Below are 16,929 nucleotides of genomic sequence, written 5' to 3'. Positions count from 1 at the left end.
AGGCGATTTCTCTACACTACGTAAAAATTCCACTATATCGGGGTATTTATGAAATTTGCACTTCTGGGTCGTCAGGCGCTGATGGGTGTTATGGCCGTTGCGCTGGTTGCGGGCATGAGCGTGAAAACGTTCGCCGCAGAAAACCTGCTGAATAAAGTAAAAGAGCGCGGTACGCTGCTGGTCGGGCTGGAAGGAACGTATCCTCCGTTCAGCTTCCAGGGCGACGACGGTAAGCTGACCGGTTTTGAAGTGGAGTTTGCTGAAGAGCTGGCGAAGCACCTCGGCGTTAAAGCGTCGCTGAAACCGACCAAATGGGACGGTATGCTGGCGTCGCTGGATTCCAAACGTATTGATGTGGTGATTAATCAGGTGACCATTTCTGACGAGCGTAAGAAGAAATATGACTTCTCTACGCCGTACACCGTGTCCGGTATTCAGGCGTTGGTGAAGAAAGGCAACGAAGGCGGGATTAAAACTGCCGCGGACCTGAAAGGGAAGAAAGTCGGTGTTGGTCTGGGGACCAACTACGAAGAGTGGCTGCGCCAGAACGTGCAGGGCGTGGATATCCGCACCTATGATGATGACCCGACAAAATACCAGGATCTGCGCGTGGGCCGTATCGACGCCATTCTGGTTGACCGCCTGGCAGCGCTGGATCTGGTGAAGAAAACCAACAATACCCTGGCCGTTGCGGGTGATGCATTCTCTCGTCAGGAATCAGGCGTGGCCGTTCGTAAAGGTAACGAAGACCTGGTCAAAGCGATTGATTCCGCGATTGCTGACATGCAAAAAGACGGAAGCCTGAAAGCGCTCTCCGAGAAGTGGTTCGGTGCAGACGTCACGAAATAAGTTTCTGACGTAAAAAAAGGCGCTTTTAAAAGCGCCTTTTTTATTTCTTTCGCGTCTGCGTGCATAATGAAAAATATCACATTTTGTCAGAGTTACCGGAGAACCCATGTCACTACAGAATTTAACGCGCTTTCCCCGCCTGGAGTTTATCGGCGCGCCGACGCCGCTGGAGTACCTGCCGCGATTTTCTGATTATTTAGGGCGCGATATTTTTATTAAGCGTGATGACGTGACGCCGATGGCGATGGGGGGCAATAAGCTGCGCAAGCTGGAGTTTCTGGCGGCGGACGCCCTGCGCGAAGGCGCGGATACGCTCATTACTGCCGGGGCTATCCAGTCCAACCACGTCCGTCAGACGGCGGCAGTGTCGGCAAAGCTCGGGCTCCACTGCGTGGCATTGCTGGAAAACCCGATTGGCACGCGGGCAGAAAACTATCTGACCAACGGTAACCGCCTGCTGCTGGACCTGTTTAATGTGCAGGTCGAAATGGTGGATGCGTTGACCGACCCGACCGCCCAGCTCGACGAGCTGGCGACGCGCCTGGAAGCACAGGGCTTCCGCCCCTACGTTATCCCCGTCGGCGGGTCGAACGCGCTGGGCGCGCTGGGGTATGTGGAAAGTGCGCTGGAAATCGCGCAGCAGTGCGAGGGCGCGGTGAGTCTCTCCTCGGTGGTTGTCGCGTCCGGGAGTGCGGGCACGCATGCCGGGCTGGCGGTGGGGCTGGAGCAGCTGCTGCCGGACGTCGAGCTGATTGGCGTGACGGTATCCCGCAGCGTCGCGGATCAGAAGCCAAAAGTGGTGACTTTACAGCAGGCGGTAGCCGCACAGCTGGAGCTGAAGGCAAAGGCCGATATTCTGCTCTGGGATGACTATTTTGCGCCGGGTTACGGTACGCCTAACGAAGAGGGTATGGAAGCGGTGAAGCTGCTGGCGCGCCTCGAGGGGATACTGCTCGATCCGGTGTATACCGGCAAAGCGATGGCCGGACTGATTGACGGCATTGCGCAGAAACGCTTTAAGGATGAAGGGCCGATTTTATTTGTCCATACCGGCGGGGCGCCTGCGCTGTTTGCCTACCATCCTCATGTCTAAAAATCAGGTCGAAAAATAATAATGCAAGAAAGTATTCAACTGGTTATTGATTCTCTGCCCTTTCTGCTGAAAGGTGCGGTATTTACGTTACAGCTCAGTATCGGCGGGATGTTCTTCGGGCTGGTGCTGGGATTTGTGCTGGCCTTAATGCGCATGTCACCCGTCCTGCCGGTACGCTGGCTGGCGCGTTTTTATATCTCCGTGTTTCGCGGTACGCCGCTTATCGCCCAGCTCTTTATGATCTACTACGGCTTACCGCAGTTTGGTATCGAGCTGGATCCGATCCCAGCAGCGATGATTGGTCTGTCGCTCAATACCGCGGCGTACACCTCCGAAACCCTGCGCGCGGCCATCTCCTCCATTGACAAGGGGCAGTGGGAAGCGGCGGCCAGTATCGGTATGACCCCCTGGCAGACGCTGCGCCGGGCCATTCTTCCGCAGGCGGCGCGCGTGGCGCTTCCACCGCTGAGCAATAGCTTCATCAGCCTGGTGAAAGATACTTCCCTGGCGGCAACGATTCAGGTGCCGGAGCTGTTCCGTCAGGCGCAGCTCATTACTTCGCGCACGCTTGAAGTCTTTACCATGTATCTGGCCGCCTCGCTGATTTACTGGGTGATGGCGACGGTGCTGTCTGCCCTGCAAAACTACTTCGAAAACCAGCTTAACCGCCAGGAGCGTGATCCAAAATGAGTGCTATCGACGTCAAAAACCTGGTGAAAAAATTCCACGGTCAAACGGTGCTCCACGGGATCGATCTTGAAGTCGAGCAGGGTGAAGTCGTGGCGATTATCGGACCGAGCGGTTCGGGAAAGACGACGCTGCTGCGCAGTATTAACCTGCTTGAACAGCCGGAAGGCGGCACTATTCGGGTAGGAGATATAACGATTGATACCGGAAAATCCATCAGCCAGCAGAAAGGGTTGATTCGCCGCCTGCGCCAGCATGTCGGCTTCGTTTTCCAGAACTTCAATCTCTTCCCGCACCGTACGGTGCTGGAGAACATTATTGAAGGGCCGGTCATTGTAAAAGGTGAATCGAAAGAGGACGCAACGGCGCGGGCGCGCGAACTGCTCGCCAAAGTCGGGCTGGCGGGGAAAGAGACCAGCTATCCGCGCCGTCTGTCGGGAGGGCAACAGCAGCGCGTGGCGATAGCGCGCGCGCTGGCGATGCGCCCGGACGTGATCCTTTTTGATGAACCGACCTCTGCGCTCGATCCGGAACTGGTGGGTGAGGTGCTGAACACCATTCGCCAGCTGGCACAGGAAAAACGGACGATGGTGATCGTAACGCATGAGATGAGCTTTGCACGCGATGTCGCTGACAGAGCCATCTTCATGGATCAGGGGCGGATTGTGGAGCAGGGGCCGGCGAAAAGCCTGTTTGCTAACCCTCAACAGCCGCGAACCCGTCAGTTCCTTGAAAAATTCCTGATGCAGTAGAATTTTTGCACTAATTTGCTCCAGAAATTTAGCCTGGAGCAAATTATTCTCCCCCCGCACGCCGCCCTGCGTTTTTTTATTCCATCCAGCTCGGATAAACCTTATCAATAGTAAAGTTAATTGTGCTATTGCCGATATTTTGTAGTTAGAAAAAAGTTTTATGTGTTAGGTTATATTCACCATAATAATGATTATCTTTTCAGAGGCTTCATTTAGTAAGTATGAAGGATTCAGACTTTTTCACCTGGCGACGGGATTGCTCCCTCCGGTTTCAGGAATTGACCTGTGCCGACGAGGTATATCAGGAACTTCAGCGACAAACTCAGACGCTTGAATTTGATTATTTCGCGCTCTGCGTGCGCCATCCCGTGCCATTTACCCGGCCAAAGATCGCCGTGCATACCACTTATCCAAAGCAGTGGATGGCGCAATATCAATCCGCGAACTATTTCGCTATTGATCCCGTCTTAAAACCGGAGAATTTCATTCAGGGTCATTTACCCTGGACCGACGCATTATTCGCTGACGCGCAGGAATTATGGCATAGCGCGCAGGACCACGGTTTACGTGCGGGAATAACGCAGTGCCTGATGCTGCCTAATCACGCGCTCGGCTTCCTGTCGGTTTCCCGTACTAGTGTACTGGAAGGGGCATTTGCCCGTGAGGAAATAGAACTGCGGCTGCAGATGCTGGTGCAAATGGCCTTAACTTCTCTGATACGCTTTGAAGATGAGATGGTCATGCCACCCGAAATGAAATTCAGCAAACGCGAACGCGAAATTCTGAAATGGACTGCGGAAGGGAAGACGTCTGCGGAAATAGCGATCATTCTCTCCATCTCCGAGAATACCGTTAACTTCCATCAGAAAAATATGCAGAAGAAATTCAACGCGCCTAACAAAACCCAGATCGCGTGCTACGCGGCGGCAACGGGACTGATCTGACGGGATAATACGTTCTGCGTGACAGACGAGCGAACGGCTGAATGCACTGCATCCAGCCGTTTTTTGTTACTGGCGGTAGGCTTGTTTGATTTGCTTAACGGTGTTAGCAAATACCGCAGATTCAGCCTGGTCTTCCATCTCCGCGATTTGTTTTTCCATTTTAATGATCACACGACCGGCGTCCGCCTGGCCCATCGCCTGCAGCATCAGCGTTAGCAGCGCTTTCAGGCAGTTTACTTCCTGTGCCAGTTCCTGGTTATTCTCAGCAGTGGCAAATTCAGGTGTGCTCATTTATTTTCCTCATTATTAAACGGCGCTAAAGTGCGACGACGAAAGTCAAGGCGGCGGAGTATACCACAAGCTGACGCAAAAAATGCAGCGGTTGTTTTTCGTACTTTTACGCGGATGTTTAATTGCGTAAACAGAACCTACCGGTAAACTGAACCGCTTTTAAAGGCTATTAATTGTTTATGCCCGGTTCGCTTGCCGTTAATTATTGTTACAAAAATTTGAGATCTGTTTTTTTGCAGGGAAACCCTGCAGGTTTTTTGTAACTTTTTGAATACAGATGCTTAAAAAAAGCTGCAAAAGCCCTGTGTGCACGGTCTTTCTTTCCACGGACTGTACAGCCTAATTTCCAAAAACGAGAGCAAAATCGAATAGCCGGTTTTTTAACGTTTTAATCTTGTGAGGAAAACCGTTAATATAAACCAAATTATCACTCAGTAGCGTTATCCCTATTCTGGAGACATTTCCTTTGATCAACGTCCTTCTTGTTGATGACCACGAACTGGTGCGCGCAGGGATACGACGCATTCTTGAAGATATTAAAGGTATTAAAGTTGCCGGTGAGGCGTGCTGTGGAGAAGATGCGGTAAAATGGTGCCGCACAAACTCGGCCGATGTGGTGCTGATGGATATGAACATGCCCGGTATCGGCGGTCTTGAAGCAACACGCAAAATCGCGCGTACCTTTGTTGATACAAAAGTCATCATGCTGACCGTGCATACCGAAAACCCACTGCCCGCGAAAGTGATGCAGGCGGGCGCAGCGGGCTACCTGAGTAAAGGTGCTGCGCCGCAGGAAGTCGTCAATGCAATCCGTTCCGTGTTTGCCGGACAGCGTTACATTGCTTCCGACATCGCTCAGCAGATGGCGCTGAGTCAGATCGAGCCCGAGAAAACCGAATCACCGTTTGCGAGTTTGTCCGAGCGTGAATTGCAGATTATGCTGATGATCACCAAAGGTCAGAAGGTGAATGAGATCTCGGAACAGCTGAATCTCAGTCCGAAAACGGTGAACAGCTATCGTTACCGGATGTTCAGTAAACTGAACATTCATGGCGACGTCGAACTGACGCACCTGGCCATCCGGCACGGTTTGTGTAATGCGGAGACGTTGTTAAGTCAGTGAGTGATGTGTTCGATTCAAAAGCATTTCTGAAAACCGTAACCAGCCAGCCTGGCGTCTATCGCATGTATGACGCTGGCGGTACGGTTATCTATGTGGGGAAGGCAAAAGATCTTAAAAAACGTCTCTCCAGCTATTTTCGCAGCAATCTGGCCTCCCGTAAGACCGAAGCGCTGGTCTCTCTCATTCAGAATATTGATGTCACCGTCACGCACACAGAAACAGAAGCGCTGCTGCTTGAGCACAACTATATAAAGCTCTACCAGCCGCGCTATAACGTTCTGTTGCGTGATGATAAATCCTACCCGTTTATTTTTCTGAGCGGCGACACCCATCCGCGCCTCGCCATGCACCGCGGTGCAAAACATGCGAAGGGCGAATATTTCGGGCCGTTCCCTAACGGCTATGCCGTGCGTGAAACGCTGGCGCTGCTGCAAAAAATCTTCCCGATCCGCCAGTGTGAGAACAGCGTTTACCGTAACCGCTCGCGCCCGTGCCTGCAGTACCAGATTGGACGCTGCCTGGGCCCCTGCGTGGCCGGGCTGGTGAGTGAAGAAGAGTATGCGCAGCAGGTGGATTATGTGCGCCTGTTCCTGGCCGGAAAAGACGATCAGGTCTTGACGCAGCTGATCGCGCGGATGGAAAAAGCCAGCGCCGCACTCGAGTTCGAAGAGGCCGCGCGGATCCGCGACCAAATCCAGGCGGTGCGCAGAGTCACTGAGAAACAGTTTGTCTCGAATACCGGTGATGATCTTGACGTCATCGGCGTAGCCTTTGACGCCGGGATGGCCTGCGTGCACGTGCTGTTTATTCGCCAGGGCAAAGTGCTCGGCAGCCGCAGCTATTTCCCGAAAGTGCCCGGCGGTACCGAACTGGGTGAAGTGGTGGAAACCTTTGTCGGGCAGTTCTATCTGCAGGGGAGCCAGATGCGCACGCTGCCTTCTGAGATCCTGCTCGATTTTAATCTTGACGATAAAACCCTGCTGGCCGATTCGCTCTCCGAACTGGCTGGCCGTCGGGTCAATGTTCAAACCAAACCGCGCGGCGATCGCGCGCGTTATCTGAAGCTGGCGCGAACCAACGCGGCGACGGCACTCACCACTAAGCTGTCGCAACAGTCGACGGTGCACCAGCGTTTAACGGCCCTGGCGACGCTGCTGAAGCTTCCGGAAGTGAAACGGATGGAGTGTTTCGACATCAGTCATACGATGGGGGAACAGACGGTAGCGTCCTGCGTGGTGTTTGATGCAAATGGTCCACTCCGCGCCGAGTATCGCCGCTATAACATCACCGGGATCACGCCGGGTGATGACTATGCGGCCATGAATCAGGTACTGCGTCGTCGCTATGGTAAAGCCATAGAAGAGAGCAAAATCCCTGATGTGATCCTGATTGACGGTGGGAAAGGGCAGCTCGGCCAGGCGAAAGCGGTATTTGAATCGCTTGATGTCAGCTGGGATAAAAACCATCCGCTGCTGCTGGGCGTCGCAAAAGGGGCCGATCGTAAGGCCGGTCTGGAGACATTGTTCTTCGAGCCGGAAGGTGAGGGCTTCAGCCTGCCGCCGGACTCGCCGGCGCTGCACGTCATCCAGCATATTCGCGATGAATCGCACGATCACGCCATCAGCGGTCACCGCAAAAAGCGGGCGAAGGTGAAAAATACCAGTAGCCTGGAAACGATTGAAGGCGTGGGACCAAAACGTCGCCAGATGCTGCTGAAATATATGGGCGGATTGCAAGGATTACTCAACGCCAGCATGGAAGAAATTGCAAAAGTGCCGGGTATTTCGCAAGGGCTGGCAGAAAAGATCTACTACTCGTTGAAACATTGAGGGCTCTGTAGCAACATAGAGCTAAATTTTACTGACAACAAACAGTTACCGTCATTATGCAATTTAATATCCCTACGTTGCTCACTCTCTTTCGTGTTGTACTCATCCCGTTCTTTGTACTGGCGTTTTACCTGCCGGTCGTCTGGGCACCTTTCGCCTGCGCATTGCTCTTTCTGATCGCGGCGGTCACCGACTGGTTTGATGGCTATCTGGCCCGTCGCTGGAATCAAAGTACCCGTTTCGGTGCCTTCCTCGATCCGGTGGCAGACAAAGTGATGGTCGCTATCGCCATGGTGCTGGTGGCCGAGCACTATCATACCTGGTGGGTAACGCTGCCCGCGGCAACCATGATCGGCCGTGAGATCATCATCTCCGCGCTGCGCGAGTGGATGGCGGAGCTGGGGAAACGCAGCAGCGTGGCGGTCTCGTGGATTGGCAAAGTCAAAACCACCGCGCAGATGGCAGCGCTGGTCTGGATGCTCTGGCGTCCAAATGCCTGGGTTGAATGGGCGGGAATTGGTCTGCTGTGGGTGGCGGCAGTGCTGACGCTGTGGTCTATGCTGCAATATTTGAACGCTGCGCGCGGGGATTTGCTTGATCAGTGATCGTTTCGCCGTAATTTTCAGCAAACGATCCGGGGATGCAAAAAATAACGTTGACTCATAACGTCATATCAGTAGAATGCAACGCATCGAACGGCGGCACACTAAGCCGGACGATAGTGAAATCAAGTGGTTAGACGTTTACTTGATGACATGCGGGAATAGCTCAGTTGGTAGAGCACGACCTTGCCAAGGTCGGGGTCGCGAGTTCGAGTCTCGTTTCCCGCTCCAGGTTAAAGACATGCGCAGTTGCGGGTGTCAGTTTGAAAAGTTTTACGGCGCGTTAGCAAAGCGGTTATGTAGCGGATTGCAAATCCGTCTAGTCCGGTTCGACTCCGGAACGCGCCTCCACTTTCTTCCCTGGCCGGATGGTGGAATCGGTAGACACAAGGGATTTAAAATCCCTCGGCGTTCGCGCTGTGTGGGTTCAAGTCCCACTCCGGCTACCATGGGAAACAAAGAATAAAATCAATGATAAGCAGTGTCGTGTAAACCACCGAAAGGTGGTTTTTTATTTTCTGAATTTCACTCTTCCATCATTCCAGCTTTTCACAAGTACACCTTGCCGATTACATCATTGCATCTACACATTGGTATCTTGCCCCGATAATGCAACGCAATTGGTGTGTGGAGTGAGGGGATTATATAAGCCTATCTGGTATCGATTAGGATCATGATGGGGAGAATGGAATGGAATGGAATGGAATGGGAGGGAAACCCTCCCGATTCGTTATTTTGCGAATAAACAATCTCGTCCAGAAGGTGCACCCATTACGCGGATCATTTTTTTACAAATCACAGTGACCTGCTGTCCTTTTTTCAATGCTACAGCGGTAGCCTTTTCTGAGTTTTCCATCTCCATTCGTGCAGGCATGAACTGGTTGTCTGTTTGTAAGCCGATGATAATTGAGTCTGTAAAATCTTTATCAATGGACTGAACAACACCCTTGACTGCGATGAGCTTACCCTTCATGTTTTCATCGGTTGCGACTTCATTCTCTTCATAAGCTTTAAAAAGCTGTCTTGCGGAGGTCGTAAACACTTCTTTTTGCGGTACTGACTTCTGCGTATCCGTAACTGATGCAGAAGACGAAGTCGCGCCTGCTTCCGTTTTGTCGTTTTTACCGACGATATATCCCAGAACCATCAAAGCAATAAAGATATAGAAAATCCATTTAATAAATTTCTTCATGTAATTACCTGTAAGCTAATAGTTTTACTGTGTAAAGAATGTGAGAATATCACTTTATTACTTTATCGCATAAAGATGCTTATTGCCTATAAAAAGGATTTACGCGAGTAAATTATTTTATCCTTTTTCAAGGAAGGCATTATTGTGATATCACAAAAGGGTGGCTTCACACTAAAGGTGGTTTGTTGGTGCATGGACATTGTGTAATCACACCCCGCCTAAATACGCCTTCCTCACCTCCTGATTCCCCAGCAGCTCCTCGCCGCTGCCGCTCAGTCGGATCTGCCCGTTAACCATCACATACCCGCGATCGGAAAGCTTCAGCGCGTGATGCGCATTCTGCTCCACCAGAAAGATGGTCATGCCGTTGCGGGCCAGCTCGCGCAGCGTCTGGAAGATCTGTTTCACCACTATCGGCGCTAAGCCCAGGCTCGGTTCATCCAGCAGCAGCAGCTTCGGACGGCTCATCAACGCCCGGGCGATCGCCAGCATCTGCTGTTCCCCGCCGGACATGGTCATTGCGCGCTGCTTGCGTCGCTCCTTGAGGCGAGGGAACAGGTCGAACATGGTTTGCATATCCTCAGCGGCAAACTGGCTGCCGATGGGGATGGTCCCCATCAGCAGGTTCTCTTCAACGGTCATATCCGGGAAGATTCGTCTGCCTTCCGGCGCCTGCGCAATGCCGCCGGACGCGACGTAGTGGGTGGATTTATGGCTGATATCTTCACCACCGAAAAGGATCTGCCCGTTGCGGATGCGGGGCTGGCCAAAGATGGACATCAGCAGTGTCGATTTACCCGCGCCGTTTGCGCCAATCAGCGCCACGGTTTCACCCTTATTGACCTCGAGGGAGACCTGCTTCAGCGCCTGAATGACGCCGTAAAACACGTCCACCTCGCGAAATGCCAGCAGCGGTTCGCTCATAGGGTGACCTCGCTTTCATCCGTACCCAGGTAGGCGGCAATGACCTTTTCATCATGCTGGATCTGCTCGGGTTTTCCCCTGGCAATAACATCCCCGTGGTCGAGCACGATAATATCGTCCGAAATCTCCATCACCATCCCCATATCATGCTCAATCAGTAATACCGTGATGTCATGGTGATCCCGCAGAAAGCGAATAATGCTGCTCAGCTTGTGCGTTTCAACCGGGTTCAGCCCGGCGGCGGGTTCATCCAGACAAATCATTTCCGGCCCGGTGCACATTGCCCGCGCGATTTCCAGACGCCGCTGCTGGCCGTACGACATCTCTCCCGCCAGGCGATTGGCACACTCCACCAGATCCACCACTTCCAGCCAGTAGAAGGCTCTGTCAAGGGCATCGCTTTCCGCCCGCCGGTATGCCGGCGTATTTAAGATCCCGGCGAGCAGATTGCGGTTAACGCGCATATGCTGCGCGACCAGCAGGTTTTCCACGACCGACATCTCGCGAAAAAGACGGATATTTTGAAACGTGCGGGCCAGCCCTGCGCGGTTGACCAGATGCGTTCCGCCAAACATTTTGTAGAACAGACGCTGCCCGAACTGCGCGGGGTTAATCCAGTCACCCGGCTGGAATTTTTGTCCGAGAACCTGAATGACGTTGGTCGTTTTAGTGCGGGTATTAAATAAAATGTTGCCGCCGGAGGCCCTGTAGAAGCCCGTCAGGCAGTTAAACACGGTTGTTTTTCCCGCTCCGTTTGGCCCGATCAGGGCGGTAATAGAGCCACGCTGCACGTCCAGGTTGACGTCGTTAAGCGCCTTAATCCCGCCAAAGTGCATCATCAGATGTTCAACGCGTAATATCGTTCCGTTCATGGCGCGACGCCCTTACGCACGGCAAACCCGCAGCGGTTAATGCGGATCAAACCGCGTGGACGCCAGATCATCATCACCACCATGAGCATGCCAAACAGCAGGACGCGGTACTCGGCAAAACTGCGCAGCAGTTCCGGCGTTACCGTGAGCACAAAGGCGGCCAGCACCACGCCAAGCGTAGAGCCCATACCGCCCAGCACCACAATGGCGAGGATCAGCGCCGATTCAAAAAAGGTAAAGGAGGTTGGATTCACGAACCCCTGGTAGGTGGCGAAGAACACTCCGGCAATGCCTGCGGTGGACGCGCCCAGCGTAAAGGCCGACAGCTTAACCAGAACATGATTCAACCCCATTGAACGGCACGCAATTTCGTCTTCACGCAGCGCTTCCCACGCCCGACCAATCGGCATCCGCGTCAGGCGGTGTTTGATATAGAGCACCAGCAGCACCACCAGGAACAGCACCGCGTAGATAAAAATAAACTTCATGTTCGGGTTGTAGTTCAGGTGGAAAAATTCGTGGAAGGGCACGCCGCCTTCTTTCGCGCGTCGCCCAAATTCCAGGCCGAAAAAGGTGGGAGGAGGGGCCGACACGCCGTTTGGTCCGCCGGTGAAGGTTAGCCAGTTGTTCAGTATCAGGCGAATGATCTCCCCGAACCCGAGGGTGACGATGGCCAGATAGTCACCGTGCATGCGCAGTACCGGGAAACCGAGCAGAGCGCCTGCGGCGGCGGCCATGATTGCCGCCAGCGGCAGCATGCTCCAGAAGCCTAAGCCGAGATACTGGTATCCCAGCGCCAGACCGTACGCCCCAATCGCGTAGAACGCGACATATCCCAGATCCAGCAGACCGGCCAGACCCACGACGATATTCAGCCCCAGACCGAGAAGTACGTAGATCAGCCCGAGAATGGCGACGGTCAGCACATATTTCGTGGCGACAAACGGAAAGCAAATCGCAAGGGTAATCACCAGAGGAATAATCCAGCGCATGCGGCTTTTGTATTCCGGTGGCCGGACATATACGCCCGCGCTATCGGCTTCGAAGCGCGCCTGGAAACGAGCGCCCGCGGCGGTACCTAAAAAGGCGCTCAGCAGAAAACGCCCGAGCATGACGATGCCAACCATCCAGGCCAGCCGCTGCCCGGCGAAGTTAAAGCTGTACCCGTCCAGCACTACGCCCGCTATGGGGCCGAAGATTATCAGCGCAATCAGCCCGGAAAAAATCGCGTCCAGAATGCAGCGTTTAAGTGAAAAACCGTGTGATGTCATCATTCTCTCCCTCACACTTTGGCCACAATCGGGCGCCCAAGCAGTCCCTGGGGACGGAAAATAAGGATCATGACCAGCAGGCCGAACGAGAAGACGTCTTTATAGTCCGAATTCACCATGCCCGAGAACTGGGCTTCCGCCACGCCGAGGATAAGGCCACCGAGCATGGCGCCGGGGAGGGAGCCGATGCCGCCGAGTACCGCCGCAGTAAAGGCTTTAATGCCGATCACGAACCCGACGTAGAAATCAAAGGTGCCGTAATTCATGGTGATCAACACCCCCGCCAGACCGGCCATCGCCGCGCCGATGACAAAGACCATCGAAATAATCCGATCGGTGTTAATGCCCAGAATGGAGGCCATCTTACGATCCTGCTGTACCGCGCGGCACATCCGGCCCAGCCGGGTATGGTTGATTATCCAGGTAAGCACCAGCATGCCGACAAACGAGGCAATCAGAATAAACACTTTGGTGTAGGTTATCTGCACGAACCCGTCGCCCAGATGCAGGCGAATAACGCCGTCCAGCATGGTCGGCACCCCTTGCTGGCGCGGCCCTTGGCTAAGCTGCGCGTAGTTTTGCAGGATAAGCGACATCCCAATGGCGGAGATCAGCGGCGCCAGGCGCGTGGAGTTGCGCAGCGGCTTGTAGGCGATACGCTCGATGGTCCAGCCGTACACCCCGGTGACCACAATGGTAAACACCAGCGTCCCGAGGATCAGCAGCGGAAACGACTGCAGACCGAAGAAAGAGAGCAGCGCCAGGCCAATGGCGCAGAGATAGGCGGAAATCATATACACTTCGCCGTGGGCGAAGTTGATCATGCCGATAATGCCGTACACCATGGTGTAGCCGATGGCGATCAGGCCGTAGACGGAGCCCAGCGTTAAGCCATTGATTAACTGTTGCAGGAAGAATGTACTCATCTTAGCGCGCTCGTTTTATAGGCCGCGCGAGCCGCGCAGCCTGATGTTTATTACGCGCCGACGGGAAAGCCCGCCGACGTTGAGCGTGACTCCGTCCCGTTACTGCACTTCCTTATATTTTCCTTTGTCGTCCCACTGGTAAACCACGTAGTCAGACACTTTCAGATCGCCTTTGCTGTCCCAGGCTTTTTTGCCCATCACCGTGTCGACGGAATTGGCTTTCAGCCACTCGCTGGCTTTGGCGGAGTCCTTGCCTCCGGTGGCCTTGAAGGCCGCGGCAATGGCCTGGACGGAGGCATAGGAGTAAAGGGTGTAACCTTCAGGCTCGAATTTACCGGCGCGGAATTTCTCGATAACCGCTTTACCGTCCGGGATAAGGCGCGGATCTTTACCGAAGGTCATGTAAATGCCGTTGGTGTATTGCGGGCCACCCGCGGCGGTCACCATCTCTTCGTTGACAATGCAGTCGCCGGAGAAGAATTTCGCCTGCACGCCCTGTTCACGCATCTGGCGAACCAGCGGACCGGCTTCCGGGTGACAGCCACCGAAGAACACGACGTCCGGTTTTTGCGCGCCGATCTTCGTCACCAGCGCGTTAAAGTCTTTTTCACCGCGGGATAACCCCTCATACATCACATCCTGAACCCCGCGTTTCGCCAGCGCCGCTTTGGTGGCGTCAGCCAGACCCTGACCATAGGTGTCTTTATCGTGAATAATCACCACGCGCTTGGCTTTCAGCTTGTCGATGATGAAGTCGCTGGCAACCTGGCCCTGCTGATCGTCGCGACCGCACATGCGGAACATATCGCTCATGCCGCGTTCGGTGATCAGCGGGTTAGTTGAGCCGGGGGTAATCGCAATAATGCCTGCGTCGCTATACACCTCAGAGGCGGGCATTGTGGAAGAGGAGCAGAAATGGCCGACCACGGCGTTGACTTTATCCTGGTCAACTAAACGGTTGGCGACGGCCACGGCCTGCTTAGGTTCGCAGGCATCATCCCCCTGAACCAGTTTGATCTTCTCGCCGTTAATGCCGCCTGCGGCATTGATGTCTTCAGCGGCCTGCGTTGCGCCGTGCCAGTACTGATCGCCATAGGTGGCATTCGGACCCGTGAACGGCCCGGCCACGCCAATCACAATATCCGCCCGGGCGGAAAACGCCGTCATCAGGCAACCGGCCAACACAAGAGAAAGAGGAGTTCTGATAAATTTCAGCGACATTATTATGTTCCTTAGCAAAGAGGTTTTTGCACCACGGCGTAAACCCGAACGCCCGACGGCGCAGCCAATCCGAAACACGAGCAAGAACAAAATGCACTAAACGAACAAGATACAGACGGCATCCTGCCTATTACGGCGAGATTTCCCTGCGCAGGGACGCGCGAAGAACGTTAAGCAAAAACGTTGCCAGAATGGTTAACCCATTGACCAGCATGCAACATGTTTGAGTATAGAGCGCCGCGTTATGCCGCCTTGCGGGAGGAGAAGAAATTACAGCGGAGATCACATATCGTTAACAATAAAGCCCATAAGTTGTGCAAAGGTCACGATTTGCACGTTTTTGCAGCAATAAAGACCTAAACTTCAGCCCGGAGAGGGGTGAGATATGTGTTAGGATCGTTTCCTTTTTTGCAGGAGTATCAGCGATGACTGAAGGCCCATTGAATGAAAGCGAAATGGCGTGGCTTGAAGAGACGTTAATGTCTTACGGTCATGATGACGCGTCCGTGATTGACGTGTCCGAACTGGACGGCATGCTTACCGCAGTGCTTTCCGGTCCTGTTGTCGTTGAGCCAGATGCCTGGCTGGTGGCGGTGTGGGGTGGCGAGAAGTACATTCCGCGCTGGAAAAACGATCGTGAGATGAACCGTTTTATCGATCTCTGCTTTAAGCATATGAACGATATTGCCGAGCGCCTGAGCGAGTACCCGGATCAGTTTGAACCGATGTTCGGTTATAACGACGTTGACGGCGAGAGCTATACCGTGGTGGAAGAGTGGTGCTATGGCTATATGCGCGGCGTGGCGCTGACGGACTGGTCAGCCTTGCCGGAAGCACTGAAGGCCGATCTTGAGGTGATTGCCCTGCACGGGACGGAAGAGAACAGCGAAAAGCTGGATGAACTGTCCGAAGAGGAGTATATCGCCAGCATCGAGAGCATCCAGCCTGCGGCGCTGCGTTTATATCAATACTGGGTAAACAACCCGCAGCAGCCGGAAGTGAAGAAACCGACGGTGAACGGCACGAAGGTCGGGCGTAACGATCCGTGTCCTTGCGGCAGCGGGAAGAAGTTTAAGAGCTGCTGTTTGCACTGATAAAAAAGGGGCTGATGACAGCCCCTTTTTTATTTAACCCACTTCCGGCAGCATCCCGGCTGCAATCAACACCTGCACCAGAATAATCACCACCCCACAGCCAAACACAACGCACAGCAGCGGTTTTCCGCCCGCCACGCGATATCCCTGCTGAGGATGCTGCTGACGGCTTTTCCATGCCAGCAGGGAAGGGAGGAGGAGGGCAAGGATCGACAGCGCCACCCCTGCGTACCCCAGCGCCATCACAAACCCGCGTGGATAAAAAAGCGCGAACGCCAGCGGCGGCAGGAAGGTAATTGCGCCCGTCTGTAACCGTCCGGCCGCGGTATTGCGACGCTGGAACAGGTCGGCCAGATAATCAAACAGGCCGAGCGCCACGCCCAGGAACGAGGTTGCCAGCGCCAGGTCGGCAAACAGGTGTACCGCCAGCTCCACGTGCGGGGAGGTGACGACCTCGCGCAGTGCCAGCAGAAAACCGTTCAGGCCAGCGTGTTGCGCCATCAGCCCAATAAAGGTTGAAGAGTCAATGCTGCCCAGCGTCACCAGCTGCCAGAAAATATAGGCAATCAGCGGGATCGCGCTGCCGATAACAAAGACGCGGCGCAGCTTGCGGATATCGCCGTTCATATAGCTGACGATGCTCGGCACGCTGCCGTGGAAGCCAAACGAGGTGAAAATAACCGGGATCGCGGAGAGCGCCAGCCCTTTTTCCAGCGGCAGCGTCAGCAGGTTGACCTTGTGCACGTGCGGCGCCAGCAGCACCAGCATGACGATCAGGAAGAGAATTTTGGCGCTGAACAGAAAACGGTTAAACAGATCGACCAGCGATGTGCCCACGCAGACCACGCCGCCGCCGATGAGCGCAAAGAAGATAGCCCCCGTCGCTGGGGTGATGTCGGAACCAAACCAGTCGTTGACGCTGGAGGCGATAAGCTCCCCGGCGCCGCTGATATAGGCGGCGGTCAGGGCGTACATCAGGAACATCATGCTGAAGCCGGTTATCCACTGGCCGTAGCGTCCCAGATAGCGCGCCGCAAGCGAACCCAGACCGGTGTCGGCGGGCACGTGTTGGTAAACCTCAAGCAGCAACAGTGCGGTGTAACACATCAGCGCCCAGAGCGTGCCCAGCAGCAGCAGGGTTATGCCAAATCCCACGCCCGCGGCTGCCAGGGGCATTGCCAGCATTCCTGCGCCAATTGTCGTTCCGGCGACGATAAAAATACTTCCCAGGGTTCTGTTTCTCACGCTTTCCTCTACAA

General features: G+C 54.2%; 17 protein-coding genes, 3 tRNA genes and 1 pseudogene. 12 read left to right on the top strand and 9 right to left on the bottom strand.

Going from position 1 to position 16,929, the window contains the following annotated elements; all coding sequences use genetic code 11:
* The first annotated feature begins 48 nt into the window (after positions 1–48).
* The 5 genes from tcyJ (at position 49) to sdiA (ending at position 4,325) form a co-directional block, all read left to right on the top strand.
* Entirely contained in the window at positions 49–849 is an 801-nt protein-coding gene (gene tcyJ, locus KIF87_RS03445; RefSeq protein ID WP_023336163.1) for a cystine ABC transporter substrate-binding protein, read from the top strand.
* Positions 850–955: 106 nt separating this feature from the next.
* Complete coding sequence (gene dcyD / locus KIF87_RS03440) at positions 956–1,942, top strand: D-cysteine desulfhydrase (RefSeq protein WP_213327896.1); 987 nt, start codon at positions 956–958, stop codon at positions 1,940–1,942.
* Positions 1,943–1,963: 21 nt separating this feature from the next.
* Positions 1,964–2,632 (top strand): cystine ABC transporter permease, encoded by a 669-nt coding sequence (gene tcyL / locus KIF87_RS03435; RefSeq protein WP_063143665.1) that lies wholly within the window; start codon positions 1,964–1,966, stop codon positions 2,630–2,632.
* The gene (tcyN, locus tag KIF87_RS03430) at positions 2,629–3,381 is read left to right on the top strand and encodes an L-cystine ABC transporter ATP-binding protein TcyN (protein WP_032658641.1); all 753 of its coding nucleotides are present in this window, start codon (positions 2,629–2,631) and stop codon (positions 3,379–3,381) included. The genes tcyL and tcyN overlap by 4 nt, the downstream gene beginning before the upstream one ends.
* Positions 3,382–3,602: 221 nt before the next feature.
* Positions 3,603–4,325, top strand: a complete 723-nt coding sequence (gene sdiA / locus KIF87_RS03425; protein WP_213327895.1) for a quorum-sensing transcriptional regulator SdiA — start codon at positions 3,603–3,605, stop codon at positions 4,323–4,325.
* A gap of 66 nt (positions 4,326–4,391) precedes the next feature.
* On the opposite strand, the gene KIF87_RS03420 is transcribed toward sdiA, so the two are convergent.
* Together KIF87_RS03420 and KIF87_RS23570 are read right to left on the bottom strand one after the other, a co-directional pair.
* Entirely contained in the window at positions 4,392–4,616 is a 225-nt protein-coding gene (locus KIF87_RS03420) for a DUF2594 family protein (protein WP_008500345.1), read from the bottom strand.
* Positions 4,617–4,641: 25 nt separating this feature from the next.
* Positions 4,642–4,710: pseudogene (locus KIF87_RS23570) on the bottom strand (hypothetical protein); the annotation flags it as partial.
* 372 nt (positions 4,711–5,082) lie between these two features.
* On the opposite strand from KIF87_RS23570, the gene uvrY reads away from it, so the two are divergent.
* The 6 genes from uvrY to KIF87_RS03390 all read left to right on the top strand — a co-directional run bounded on the left by uvrY (position 5,083) and on the right by KIF87_RS03390 (position 8,619).
* Positions 5,083–5,739, top strand: coding sequence for a UvrY/SirA/GacA family response regulator transcription factor (gene uvrY, locus KIF87_RS03415; RefSeq protein ID WP_013096026.1), 657 nt, complete (start codon positions 5,083–5,085; stop codon positions 5,737–5,739).
* A complete protein-coding gene (uvrC, locus tag KIF87_RS03410) occupies positions 5,736–7,568 on the top strand; it encodes an excinuclease ABC subunit UvrC (RefSeq protein WP_063143667.1) in 1,833 nt (610 codons plus the stop codon). The genes uvrY and uvrC overlap by 4 nt, the downstream gene beginning before the upstream one ends.
* 56 nt (positions 7,569–7,624) lie before the next feature.
* Positions 7,625–8,173, top strand: a complete 549-nt coding sequence (gene pgsA, locus KIF87_RS03405; RefSeq protein WP_023312285.1) for a CDP-diacylglycerol--glycerol-3-phosphate 3-phosphatidyltransferase — start codon at positions 7,625–7,627, stop codon at positions 8,171–8,173.
* Between the two features lie 152 nt (positions 8,174–8,325).
* Positions 8,326–8,401 (top strand) — tRNA-Gly (locus KIF87_RS03400).
* A 46-nt stretch (positions 8,402–8,447) separates the two neighbouring features.
* A tRNA-Cys gene (locus KIF87_RS03395) sits at positions 8,448–8,521 on the top strand.
* A gap of 11 nt (positions 8,522–8,532) precedes the next feature.
* Positions 8,533–8,619: transfer RNA gene (locus KIF87_RS03390), tRNA-Leu, on the top strand.
* Positions 8,620–8,900: 281 nt separating this feature from the next.
* On the opposite strand, the gene KIF87_RS03385 is transcribed toward KIF87_RS03390, so the two are convergent.
* The 6 genes from KIF87_RS03385 to KIF87_RS03360 all read right to left on the bottom strand — a co-directional run bounded on the left by KIF87_RS03385 (position 8,901) and on the right by KIF87_RS03360 (position 14,576).
* Positions 8,901–9,362 (bottom strand): OB-fold protein, encoded by a 462-nt coding sequence (locus tag KIF87_RS03385; protein WP_045143126.1) that lies wholly within the window; start codon positions 9,360–9,362, stop codon positions 8,901–8,903.
* A 207-nt stretch (positions 9,363–9,569) separates the two neighbouring features.
* Positions 9,570–10,286 carry an ABC transporter ATP-binding protein gene (locus tag KIF87_RS03380; RefSeq protein WP_023336152.1) on the bottom strand — a complete coding sequence of 239 codons (717 nt, stop codon included), beginning with the start codon at positions 10,284–10,286 and terminating at the stop codon, positions 9,570–9,572.
* Positions 10,283–11,158: an ATP-binding cassette domain-containing protein gene (locus tag KIF87_RS03375; RefSeq protein ID WP_213327894.1), complete on the bottom strand. Its 876-nt coding sequence runs from the start codon at positions 11,156–11,158 to the stop codon at positions 10,283–10,285. The genes KIF87_RS03380 and KIF87_RS03375 overlap by 4 nt, the downstream gene beginning before the upstream one ends.
* Positions 11,155–12,429 (bottom strand): high-affinity branched-chain amino acid ABC transporter permease LivM, encoded by a 1,275-nt coding sequence (gene livM / locus KIF87_RS03370; protein WP_213328019.1) that lies wholly within the window; start codon positions 12,427–12,429, stop codon positions 11,155–11,157. Before livM ends, KIF87_RS03375 begins: the two co-directional genes overlap by 4 nt.
* Before the next feature lie 11 nt (positions 12,430–12,440).
* Positions 12,441–13,355 (bottom strand): ABC transporter permease subunit, encoded by a 915-nt coding sequence (locus tag KIF87_RS03365; protein WP_213327893.1) that lies wholly within the window; start codon positions 13,353–13,355, stop codon positions 12,441–12,443.
* Between the two features lie 99 nt (positions 13,356–13,454).
* On the bottom strand, positions 13,455–14,576 hold the full coding sequence (locus KIF87_RS03360; RefSeq protein ID WP_213327892.1) for a branched-chain amino acid ABC transporter substrate-binding protein: 1,122 nt from the start codon (positions 14,574–14,576) through the stop codon (positions 13,455–13,457).
* 425 nt (positions 14,577–15,001) lie between these two features.
* Between KIF87_RS03360 and KIF87_RS03355 the strand changes: the two genes are divergently transcribed.
* The gene (locus KIF87_RS03355) at positions 15,002–15,670 is read left to right on the top strand and encodes a YecA/YgfB family protein (RefSeq protein WP_023336148.1); all 669 of its coding nucleotides are present in this window, start codon (positions 15,002–15,004) and stop codon (positions 15,668–15,670) included.
* 33 nt (positions 15,671–15,703) lie between these two features.
* On the opposite strand, the gene tyrP is transcribed toward KIF87_RS03355, so the two are convergent.
* Entirely contained in the window at positions 15,704–16,915 is a 1,212-nt protein-coding gene (tyrP, locus tag KIF87_RS03350) for a tyrosine transporter TyrP (protein ID WP_213327891.1), read from the bottom strand.
* Positions 16,916–16,929: the final 14 nt, after the last annotated feature.

It is taken from the genome of Enterobacter sp. 120016, from assembly GCF_018383635.1.
In the GTDB taxonomy this organism is placed as follows: domain Bacteria; phylum Pseudomonadota; class Gammaproteobacteria; order Enterobacterales; family Enterobacteriaceae; genus Enterobacter; species Enterobacter asburiae_D.
Note: the sequence above shows the minus strand (reverse complement) of the source record. Positions and strands in the feature narration are given on the sequence as shown.